Origin of the sequence: Protofrankia symbiont of Coriaria myrtifolia, from assembly GCF_900634755.1 — a bacterium.
GTDB lineage: Bacteria > Actinomycetota > Actinomycetes > Frankiales > Frankiaceae > Protofrankia > Protofrankia coriariae.
Map to the genome: position 1 here is coordinate 1 of NZ_CAAAFS010000273.1, position 10737 is coordinate 10737.

Annotated in this window: 7 protein-coding genes and 1 pseudogene; all 8 read right to left on the reverse strand. The window is 72.2% G+C overall.

Features of this window, described 5'->3' with window-relative positions:
• Positions 1 to 1491: pseudogene (locus tag CM1CMNOD_RS15305) on the reverse strand (primosomal protein N'); the annotation flags it as partial.
• Positions 1492 to 1616: 125 nt separating this feature from the next.
• On the reverse strand, positions 1617 to 2810 hold the full coding sequence (gene metK, locus CM1CMNOD_RS15310) for a methionine adenosyltransferase (RefSeq protein ID WP_013874505.1): 1194 nt from the start codon (positions 2808 to 2810) through the stop codon (positions 1617 to 1619).
• 41 nt (positions 2811 to 2851) lie between these two features.
• On the reverse strand, positions 2852 to 4243 hold the full coding sequence (locus CM1CMNOD_RS15315; protein WP_013874506.1) for a bifunctional phosphopantothenoylcysteine decarboxylase/phosphopantothenate synthase: 1392 nt from the start codon (positions 4241 to 4243) through the stop codon (positions 2852 to 2854).
• Positions 4244 to 4438: 195 nt separating this feature from the next.
• Complete coding sequence (gene rpoZ, locus CM1CMNOD_RS15320) at positions 4439 to 4723, reverse strand: DNA-directed RNA polymerase subunit omega (protein WP_013874507.1); 285 nt, start codon at positions 4721 to 4723, stop codon at positions 4439 to 4441.
• Positions 4724 to 4977: 254 nt separating this feature from the next.
• Complete coding sequence (gmk, locus tag CM1CMNOD_RS15325) at positions 4978 to 5523, reverse strand: guanylate kinase (RefSeq protein WP_013874508.1); 546 nt, start codon at positions 5521 to 5523, stop codon at positions 4978 to 4980.
• A 372-nt stretch (positions 5524 to 5895) separates the two neighbouring features.
• Positions 5896 to 6213, reverse strand: a complete 318-nt coding sequence (gene mihF / locus CM1CMNOD_RS15330) for an integration host factor, actinobacterial type (RefSeq protein ID WP_013874509.1) — start codon at positions 6211 to 6213, stop codon at positions 5896 to 5898.
• A 231-nt stretch (positions 6214 to 6444) separates the two neighbouring features.
• On the reverse strand, positions 6445 to 7326 hold the full coding sequence (gene pyrF / locus CM1CMNOD_RS15335; RefSeq protein ID WP_013874510.1) for an orotidine-5'-phosphate decarboxylase: 882 nt from the start codon (positions 7324 to 7326) through the stop codon (positions 6445 to 6447).
• Between the two features lie 10 nt (positions 7327 to 7336).
• Positions 7337 to 10732, reverse strand: coding sequence for a carbamoyl-phosphate synthase large subunit (carB, locus tag CM1CMNOD_RS15340; protein WP_013874511.1), 3396 nt, complete (start codon positions 10730 to 10732; stop codon positions 7337 to 7339).
• Between the last annotated feature and the right edge of the window lie 5 nt (positions 10733 to 10737).

Genomic DNA, 10737 nt, shown 5'->3' on the forward strand with positions numbered 1-10737 from the left:
GGCCAGCGACGGCTGGTACCCGCGCCGCGGCACCTGCACGAGAACCGGCGCGCCCGCGGCCAGCGCGTCCCGCGCGGCACGCCAGGCCAGCGACGGCAGCCGCGCCGCCCGCGCCGCCGGATCCCGGGCCTGTTCGACCTGCGAGCCCGTCGCCTCGACCCGGGGCGCGACAGCCCGGACCACCGGGCGCGGCGCGATCAGGGCCGATGCCCAGCCGACGCGCACCATCGCCTCGGCATCGGTCGACGGCGACCAGCCACCGACGATCAGCGCCGCCCGTTGCTGGCGGGCACGCAGTACGGCGACGTCCCGGACGTGCGGATAGGGGGCACGCGGCTCGGCGTGCAGGTCGTCCCCGTCGTCCCAGACGACGATCAGCCCGAGGTCCGTGACCGGAGCGAACACGGCAGCCCTGGTTCCCACGACCACCCGAGCCTGCCCGCGGCGGACGGCGAGGAAGCGCCGGTAGCGTTCGGCCGGGCCGAGATCGGCACGCAGCGCGACAAAATCGTCCGGGTCGAGCACGTCCATCAGCGCGGCGGCGACCCGCTCGACGTCACGGTGGTCGGGCACGACGACCACCGCCCCGCGGGCGGACGCCACCGTGGCGGCCACGGCCGCGGCGACCATCGCCGGCCAGGAGGACGGCCCGGGAAGCGCCCACCACACGGCCCGGGGGCTGCCGCCGGCACGCAGGGCCGCCAGCATCCGCTCCCCGTCGGGATAGTCCGCCCAGACACCGGACAGCCCCACCCGCACCGCCACCGCCGTGCTCCCAGCCACCGCCGTCCCAGCTGCTGTAGCCCCATCCACCGCCGGCCCGGCCGCCGTCGGCCGTGCCGGTGGGTCGGCCGGCGCCGGCGGGCCGGCGGGGGACGTCGAGCTGACGGGAGGCTTCTTCTGTGCCCTGGTCTCCTTCTCCACTCGGGCGTGCCGGGGTGGGACGGCGAGCCGGAGCACGTCGGCGACCGTGCCCGCGTAACGGTCGGCCACCGCCCGGGCCAGCTCGGCGATGTCGGGGGCGAGGACCGGCTCCGCGGAGGTGACCCTGGCCAGAAAGGCGAGCCGGCCGGTGTGCTCGGAACGCTCACAGCGCTCGAGGATGAAACCGTCCAGCAGCCGGCCGGCGAACCGGACCCGGACCCGAGCGCCGGGGACGGCCTCCTGCGCCCACTGCCGCGGCACCAGGTAGTCGAACGGCCGGTCCAGATGGGCGTGCCCGACGTCCACCGCAACCCGGGCGACCGGCAGCTCGCTCGCGGTGACCGGCGCCCCTACAGCGGCGGCGGTCTTCCTGCCAGTACCCACTCGCGAGGACGCCGGGCGAGGCGAGCGGGCACCCCGAGCGGGCGCCGGCACGCCGACATCCACCCCCGCGGCGGCCACCCCGTCCGCCGGTGGGGCCGTGCCAGCCGCTGGCCCGGCGGCCAGACCAGCCATCGGGCCGGCTGCGGCGTCCAGCCCGACGAAGACCCCAAGTTGTTCGGGCATACCTGTTTGGTACCAGCCCCCTACGACAGATCGTCCATCCCCCACGGGGACACCCGCTTACAGACGCGCCCCCCACGAAGCCCAGAGGCAGGGGCCCCAAATTTTCGCTTCGCGAAAATTTGGGGTCAGCGGATGGCCGCGGCCAGGGACTGGGCTCGGGAGGTGGACTCCCAGGTGAAGTCGAGTTCCGGGCGTCCGAAGTGGCCGTAGGCGGCGGTCTGGGTGTAGATCGGCCGCAGCAGGTCCAGGTCCCGGATGATCGCGGCCGGCCGGAGGTCGAAGACGGCGGTCACGGCGTCCTGGATCTGCTCGTCGGGCACCACACCGGTACCGAAGGTCTCGACGAACAGGCCGACTGGGTGCGCCTTGCCGATAGCGTAGGCGACCTGTACCTCGCACCTGCGGGCGAGCCCGGCGGCGACGACGTTCTTGGCGACCCAGCGCGTCGCGTACGCGGCCGACCGGTCGACCTTGGACGGGTCCTTGCCGGAGAAGGCACCGCCGCCGTGGCGGGCCATCCCCCCGTAGGTGTCAACGATGATCTTCCGTCCGGTGAGACCGGCGTCCCCCATGGGGCCTCCCACCTCGAACCGGCCGGTCGGGTTGACCAGCAGCCGGTGCCCGTCGGTGGTGATGTCGAGGGCGGCCAGCTCCGGGGCGACGACGAACTCGGCGATGTCGGGCGCGAGCAGGGTGTCGAGGTCGATGTCGGCCGCGTGCTGGGTGGAGACGACGACGGTGTCCAGCCGCACCGGCCGGCCGTCGGCGTACTCGATGGTGACCTGGGTCTTGCCGTCGGGGCGCAGGTAGCCGATGCGGCCCTCCTTACGGACGGCGGACAGGCGGCGGGCGAGCCGGTGGGCGAGCGCGATCGGCAGCGGCATCAGTTCGGGGGTCTCGTCGCAGGCGTAGCCGAACATCAGGCCCTGGTCGCCGGCGCCCTGGCGGTCGAGCTCGTCCTCGCCGGCGCCGCCCACCCGGGCCTCGTGGGCGGTGTCGACCCCCTGGGCGATGTCAGGCGACTGCGACCCGATCGACACGCTCACCCCGCAGGACGCGCCGTCGAAGCCCTTCTTGGACGAGTCGTAGCCGATCTCCAGCACGCGTTCGCGGACAACGGCGGCGATGTCCACATAGGTGTCCGTGCTGACCTCACCGGCGACGTGGACCTGGCCGGTGGTGATCAGCGTTTCGACCGCGACCCGGCTGCGCGGGTCATCCTTGATCATCGCGTCGAGGATGGAGTCACTGATCTGATCAGCGATCTTGTCCGGATGCCCCTCGGTAACGGACTCGGAAGTGAACAGGCGCGTCGCCACGTCATGACCCCCTGGGAGATCCAGTCTGATTCGGGCGAAGTCTACCGGCGGGTACCGGCGGGCAGGCCGACAACGGAGCCATCCGCTACAGCGAGTCGTGTCACGACCAGGTCGAGCACCTGGTGCGCGAGCAGGTCCTTGCTGGTCCGTTCGATGGCGGTCTGCGTGCCGTCCGCGCCGAGAACCACGGCGGCGTTGTGGTCGACCTCGAACCCGAGCCCGTCGCCGACCTGGTTGACGACCAGCAGGTCGGCTTTCTTGCGGGCGAGCTTCTCCCGGCCGAGGGTCACGATGTCCACGCCCGGCCCGCCGGTCTCGGCGGCGAAGCCGACGAGCAGCTGGCCCGGGCGGCGGGCGGCTACGAGCTCGGCCAGCACGTCGGGGTTGTGTGCCAGCGCCACCGGCTCGGGGACGCCGTCACCCTTTTTGATCTTATAGGACGCCCGCGCCACGGGCCGGAAGTCCGCGACCGCGGCAGCCATGATCACAACATCCGCCTGGATCGCCTGGGCGTGCACGGCCTCGCGCAGCTGCGCGGTCGACACCACCGGGATGGTGCGCGCCCCGGCGACGTCCGGCAGCGCCACGTTGGCCGCTACCACGACGGTCTGCGCGCCCCGGGCGAGCGCGGCCCTGGCCAGGGCGTAGCCCTGCCGTCCGCTGGAGGAGTTGCCCAGGAAGCGGACGGGGTCGAGATGCTCCCGGGTGCCGCCGGCGCTGACGACGACCCGCCGGCCGGCGAGGTCCGGCACCGTGCCTGCCCGCTCCGGGCCGGCCGGCGTGCTGCCAGCCGGCACGGAGCGGGCTGACGCGAAACGGGCCAGCGCCGAACGGGCCAGCACGGAACGGGCCAGCGCGGCGATCTCCACCGGTTCCGGCAGCCGGCCGGCGCCGGAGTCCGCGCCGGTCAGCCGGCCCACGGCCGGGTCGACGACCAGGCAGCCACGGGAGCGCAGCGTGGCCACGTTGGCCACGGTGGCCGGGTGCTCCCACATCTCGGTGTGCATGGCCGGGGCGAACATCACCGGGCACCGGGCGGTGAGCAGGGTGGCGGTGAGCAGGTCGTCGGAGCGTCCGGTGGCGGCGCGGGCGAGCAGGTCCGCCGTGGCGGGGACGACGAGCACCAGGTCGGCCTGCCGGCCGAGCCGGACGTGTGCCACCTCGGCCGCGTCGGTCCAGACGTCGGTGGCCACCGGATGCCCGGACAGCGCCGCCCAGGTCGGCTCGCCCACGAACCGCAACGCCGCCGCGGTGGGCACGACCCGGACGTCGTGACCGGTCTCGGTGAGCTGGCGCAGCACCTCGACCGCCTTGTAGGCGGCGATCCCACCGGAGACGCCCAGCACGACGCGGGGACGTTGCACGGCCGCGGGGACAGCGGCACCGGTGCCGCTCCCGGTGCCGTTGTCGCTGCCGGCGGTGTCAGCGGACATCAACGGTCATGTCCCGGTGGAACAGGTGTCCCCGATGGCACCGGGTACCCCGGGGCGCCGGGCGTCCCACATCCGATGTACCGGGTGTGCTGACGCTGGCGCTGGGCGTCCCGGCGACACCTGGACCTGCACCGGTGGCGTGTGGCACCGGTGCAGGTGTGGCACGGGGCCGACATGTGGCTGCCGAGGAGGCGTTCAGGAGGCCGGCGGCAGGGGCTCGCCGACGGTCTCGTGCGTCAGCAGACCCGCGTTGATCTCGCGCAGCGCGATGGACAGCGGCTTCTCCTGGGCGCTGGCGGTGTCGACCAGCGGGCCGACATACTCCAGCAGGCCCTCGCCGAGCTGCGAGTAGTAGGCGTTGATCTGCCGGGCCCGCTTGGCTGCGTAGATCACCAGACTGTACTTGGAGTCGGTGGCTTCCAGGAGCTCGTCGATCGGCGGGTTGGTGATGCCTTCGGGCTGGGCGACAGTGCCGGACACGGTGTCCTTCCGCAAACACGGGGCTGTCAGCCCGCTGGCGAACCGACAGCATGGTCAGGATGTGGTCCTGGAGAACAGGGTCAGGGGCGGATGCCCGGGACCGCGGCGGCCCCGCCGGGCCCCGCGACCCGGGGCCGCGGGCCGGTGGGCGTCCACGCCCTCAGCCGTACCCTCGGACCGCAACGGTACGGCCTCCATAACAGTAGAGCAGGCGGCGCGGGGAGGGCGGACGGCCGGACGGCCCGGCCGAGGCACTAGTCGGTGTCCATCAGGGCTACCAGCCGGGCCGCCGCCCGGGTCACGTCGTCGTTGACCACCACCGCGTCGAACTCGGATTCGGCGGCAAGCTCGGTGCGGGCCCGGTCAAGGCGGCGTTCGATCACCTCCGGCGGCTCCGTGCCGCGTCCGGTGAGCCGACGGACCAGCTCCTGCCAGGACGGCGGGGCGAGGAAGACGAACCGGGCGTCGGGAATACCCGCACGTACCTGCCGGGCGCCCTGAAGTTCGATTTCCAGCAGGCACGGCACCCCTTCGGCGAGACGGGCCTCCAGCGGCGCGCGGGGGGTTCCATAGGCATGACCGGCGAACATCGCATGCTCAAGAAGCTCACCCTTCTTGACCATCAGGGTGAACTCCTCGACATCAACGAAGTGATACTCCACCCCGTTGGTCTCCCCCGGGCGCGGCGCGCGTGTCGTGCAACTGACCGAAACCCAGACCTCGGGGTGGCGTCGACGCACCTCGGCGACGACGGTCCCTTTCCCGACGCCTGACGGACCGGACAGAACGGTGAGCCGCATCCATACACCGTAGTGTGTTGCGGCCGCACACTCAAAAAAACATGATCGGGTCGGAGTGTGGTCCCGACTGTGGTCGGACGGTGTACCGCCCGGTGTTACGACCCACCGTGGCGGTCACCGGGTAACGGGGGTGACCTGGGCGAGCAGGCCCGCGTGCGGCCCGCGGCCGTCCGCCCGCCTCTCTCCTCGCCGGCCTGGCCGTGCGGGGCCCGCATGCGCGCACGCCCGGTGGCGCACCGGCAGAGACGCGCCGGCAAAGAAACGTCGGTACGGCGGCCCGGCGCGGTGTGGTTGTCACCATTGCCGGGACGCCGTACCAACCCCACTGCGCCCAGAGATATGTGTCATTTGCCTGCCGGCCACCGGTGTTGCTCAGGAACTCGCGAACTCCTGTACCAGTGCGGCACGCTGTTTGGCGCCCAGGCCGCGCAGGCGACGGCTGTCGCTGATCGCGAGCCTCTCCATGATCCTTGTGGCGCGGACGCGGCCGACGCCGGGCAGGGATTCCAGAACAGCGGCCACCTTCATCTTTCCGATGACCTCGTCGGTGTCGGCTCTCTCCAGGACGGACGCGAGGGACACTTCCGCCTTCTTGAGCCGTTCCTTGAGTTCCGCACGCTGCTTACGCGCCAACGCAGCTTTCTCGAGGGCAGCAGCCCTCTGCTCGGGCGTGAGGGGCGGCAGGGGCACGGGTACGCCTCCTTCTTTGGGGTGATCGCGGCGCCGCGCAAGTTAGCGAATAACGGGCGTCTCGGTCCAGCCGGCGGTACGGGCACATCTGCGGACTATTGTCCACAGGACGGGGTCCATACGTTGGCCTGAATCGGGTTGCCGCCACACGCGCCCTTTGCTTTCGGTCGCTCGCGGACCACCGTACCGGGCAGATCCCCTCGAGATGGCCGGAGTGGGGCCTGTGTGATGTCACACCAGGTCAGCGGCACCGTGGCCGGGTCGCCATCCGGCCACGAACCGGGCCGCGGCCATCCCCGGATCGTCGGCGGCGATGATCGGACGGCCGACCACAAGAAGATCGGAACCTGCGTCGACAGCTTCGGCGGGTGTTGCGGCACGCGCCTGATCATCGGGCCGCGACCCTGCCGCACGGATACCGGGCGTGATAAGAGTCACATCACTTCCGACTTCCGAACGGACCGCGGCAACCTCCCGGGGGCTGCACACCACCGCGCGGGCACCCGCGGCCACCGCCAGTGCCGCGAGCCTGCGCACGACGTCCAACGGTGTCCCGGCAAACCCCACGGCGGCCAGCTCCGCGCCGCCCAGGGAGGTCAGGACGGTCACCGCGGCGACCTCGACGTCGGGCGCGGCGTCGACCGCGGCACGCACCATCGCCGCGCCCCCGGCGGCGTGCACCGTCACGTACCGGGGCGCCAGCCGGGCCACGGAGCGCATCCCCGCGGCCACCGTGTTGGGGATGTCGTGCAGCTTGAGGTCGAGGAACAGCCCGACCCGCTCCTCGGTGGCGCTGGCCGCGGCAGTGGGGGCGGCCGGGACGGCGGGAACGCTGGTGAGCCCGTCGGCGAGCGGCCCGGACCGGCCGTCCGCGGCCGCGCCGGACAGACCGTCCGTCCCGCGCGGCCCGTCCGTGATCACGTCCCGCAGGGCTGTCACGACGCCGGGCCCCTCCCGGTGGAACAGCCCCAGACCCACCTTCAGGACGGCCACGTGCGGGGCCACCACCGCGGCCAGGCGCAGCGCGGCCGGCCCGTCGGGCACGTCCAGCGCGACCGCCAGGGGTGGGCGTGACGTCCAGCTGCCCAGCCGGGTCCGGGGGAACGCGGTCATCCGGCCACCATCATCCGATCACTGTCTGCCGGTGGGTGTCGCCGACCGAGGCCCGCCCGGTGCCGGGCCCGCCGGTACGTTGATCGTCAACGGGCTGGTTGGCGTCGGGGTCGTACGGCTGCTCCCAGGCAGCCTGCAGCCCGGCGTGGAAGCTCTGCAGCGGCCGCACGCCCATGTCGCCGCGCACCAGCGCCTCGATGGCCTGTACGCAGGCGGCGGCGCCCTGGATCGTGGTGACACAGGGCACACCGGTGGCCACGCACGCCGCCCGGATCTCGTATCCGTCCAGCCGCGGCCCGACCCCCCACGGTGTGTTGATCACCAGGTTGATCTGACCAGATATGATCATCTCGACGCAGTCGACCAGGTTCGGGTCGGGCACGGAGTGCTTGCCCAGGACGACCGCCTGCACCCCGTTGCGGCCCAGCACCTGCGCGGTCCCCTCGGTGGCGTAGACGACGAACCCCAGGTCGGCGAGCCGTTTGACCGGGAATATCATCGCCCGCTTGTCCCGGTTGGCCACGGAGACGAACACCCGGCCGTAGACCGGCAGCGACAGGGAGGCGGCGGCCTGGGACTTGGCGTAGGCGGCGCCGAAACCGGCGTCGATGCCCATCACCTCGCCGGTGGACTTCATCTCCGGGCCGAGCACGGTGTCCACCCCACGGCCGCCGACGTCCCGGAACCGGCCGAAGGGCAGTACCGCCTCCTTCACCGCGATGTGGGAGTCCAGCGGCAGGATCGCGGCGTCGCCGTGGGCGGGCAGCAGCCCCTCCGCGCGCAGCTGCGCCACGGTCGTGCCGACCATCACCCGGGCGGCGGCCTTCGCCAGCGGCACCGCGGTCGCCTTGGACACGAACGGCACGGTCCGTGACGCCCGCGGGTTGGCCTCCAGTACATACAGCACGTCGGCCTGCAGCGCGTACTGGACGTTGAGCAGGCCACGCACGCCCACGCCCTCGGCGATCAGCCGGGTGGACTCGCGGATGCGCTCCAGCTCGCCGCGTCCCAGGGTGATCGGCGGCAGCGCGCAGGCGGAGTCACCGGAGTGGACCCCGGCCTCCTCGATGTGCTCCATCACACCGCCGAGGTACAGCTCGGTGCCGTCGTAGAGCGCGTCCACGTCGATCTCGACGGCGTCGTCGAGGAACCGGTCGACCAGGACGGGGTGCTGCGGGCTGATCTCGGTCGCCCGTTCGATGTAGCCGCGCAGCATCGCCTCGTCGTAGACGATCTCCATCCCGCGCCCGCCGAGGACGTAGGACGGCCGTACCAGCACCGGGTAGCCGATCCGCTCCGCCACCGCGCGGGCCTCGTCGAAGAAGGTCGCCACCCCGTGCGGCGGCGAGGGCAGCCCGGCTCGGGCAAGCACCTGCCCGAACAGGCCGCGGTCCTCGGCCAGGTGGATCGCGCGCGGCTCCGTCCCGACGATCGGGACGCCGGCGGCGGCCAGCGGCGCGGCAATGCCCAGCGGGGTCTGGCCACCGAGCTGGACGATCACACCGACCAGTTCCCCGGCCTGCTGTTCGGCGTGGACGACCTCCAGGACGTCCTCGACGGTGAGCGGTTCGACGTAGAGCCGGTCGGCGGTGTCGTAGTCGGTGGAGACCGTCTCCGGATTACAGTTGATCATGATCGTCTCGTAGCCGGCGTCCGAGAGCGCCATCACCGCGTGGCAGCAGGCGTAGTCGAACTCGATGCCCTGCCCGATCCGGTTGGGCCCGCTGCCCAGCACGATCACCCGGGGCCGGTCGCTGGGGGCGACCTCGGTCTCGCTGTCGTAGGACGAGTAGTGGTACGGCGTGGCCGAGGCGAACTCGGCCGCGCAGGTGTCGATGGTCTTGTAGACGGGCCGGATGCCGGCGCGGTGGCGGGCCGCGCGCACGGCGTCCTCGGTGGTGGCGAGCAGGTCGGCGAGCTGGGCGTCGGAGAAGCCCAGGCGCTTGGCCCGCAGCAGGTCGGCCGGGGCGAGGTCCACCAGGTCACCGGTGATGGTGGCGGCGACCCGGTTGAGGTGGTCGATCTGCTCCACGAACCAGGGGTCGATGCCGGTCACCTCGGTCACCCGCAGCCGGCCCGCCCCGGCCCGCAGCGCCCGCTGCACCGTGCGCAGCCGCCCGTCGTGCGGGATACGGGCCCGCTCCAGCAGCTCCTCGGCGTCCCCCGGATCGCCGGTGAAGCCGAACACCGCCGACGGCTGCTCCAGCGAACGCAGCGCCTTCTGCAGCGCCTCGGCGAAGCTGCGCCCGACCCCCATCGCCTCACCGACGGACTTCATCGTCGTGGTCAGCGTCGGGTCCGCTCCCGGGAACTTCTCGAAGGCGAACCGGGGCACCTTGACCACGATGTAGTCCAGCGCCGGCTCGAAGGCGGCCGGCGTGGTGCGGGTGATGTCGTTGGGGATCTCGTCCAGGGTGTACCCGAGCGCGAGCTTCGCGGAGATCTTCGCGATCGGGAAGCCGGTGGCCTTCGACGCCAGCGCCGACGACCGGGAGACCCGGGGGTTCATCTCGATCACGACGAGCCGCCCGGTCGCCGGATCCACGGCAAACTGGATGTTGCACCCACCCGCGTCGACACCCACCGCGCGCATGACCGCGATGGCCATGTTCCGCATCTGCTGGTATTCGCGGTCGGTCAGCGTCATCGCCGGGGCGACCGTCACCGAGTCGCCGGTGTGCACACCCATCGGGTCGACGTTCTCGATCGAGCAGACCACGACCACGTTGTCGGCCCGGTCGCGCATCAGCTCGAGCTCGAACTCCTTCCAGCCGAGCACGGACTCCTCGACCAGGACCTCCGAGGACGGGCTCGCGGCGATGCCGTCCGCGGCCATCCGGCGCAGCTCGTCGGCGTCGTGGGCGAAACCGCTGCCGGCGCCGCCGAGGGTGAAGCTCGGGCGCACCACCACCGGGTAGGAGAACTCCTCGGCGGCGGCCAGGCACTCCTGCGGGGTCGTGCAGATGGCGCTGCGGGCGGTCTCGCCGCCGACGGCGGCCACGATGTCCTTGAACGCCTGCCGGTCCTCGCCCGCGCGGATCGCGTCGATGTTCGCGCCGATCAGGCGGACGCCGTAGCGGTCGAGGACGCCCGCGGCGTGCAGGTCCATGGCGGTGTTCAGCGCGGTCTGCCCGCCCATGGTCGCCAGCAGCGCGTCCGGGCGCTCCCGTTCAATGATCTTGGCGACCGTCTCCGGGGTGATCGGCTCGACGTAGGTGGCGTCCGCGATGTCCGGATCGGTCATGATCGTGGCCGGGTTGCTGTTGACCAGCACCACCCGCAGCCCCTCGGAACGCAGCACCCGGCACGCCTGTGTCCCGGAATAGTCGAACTCGCACGCCTGGCCGATGACGATCGGCCCCGACCCGATGACCAGGACGCTGGTCAAATCCTCCCGCCGCGGCATCAGCG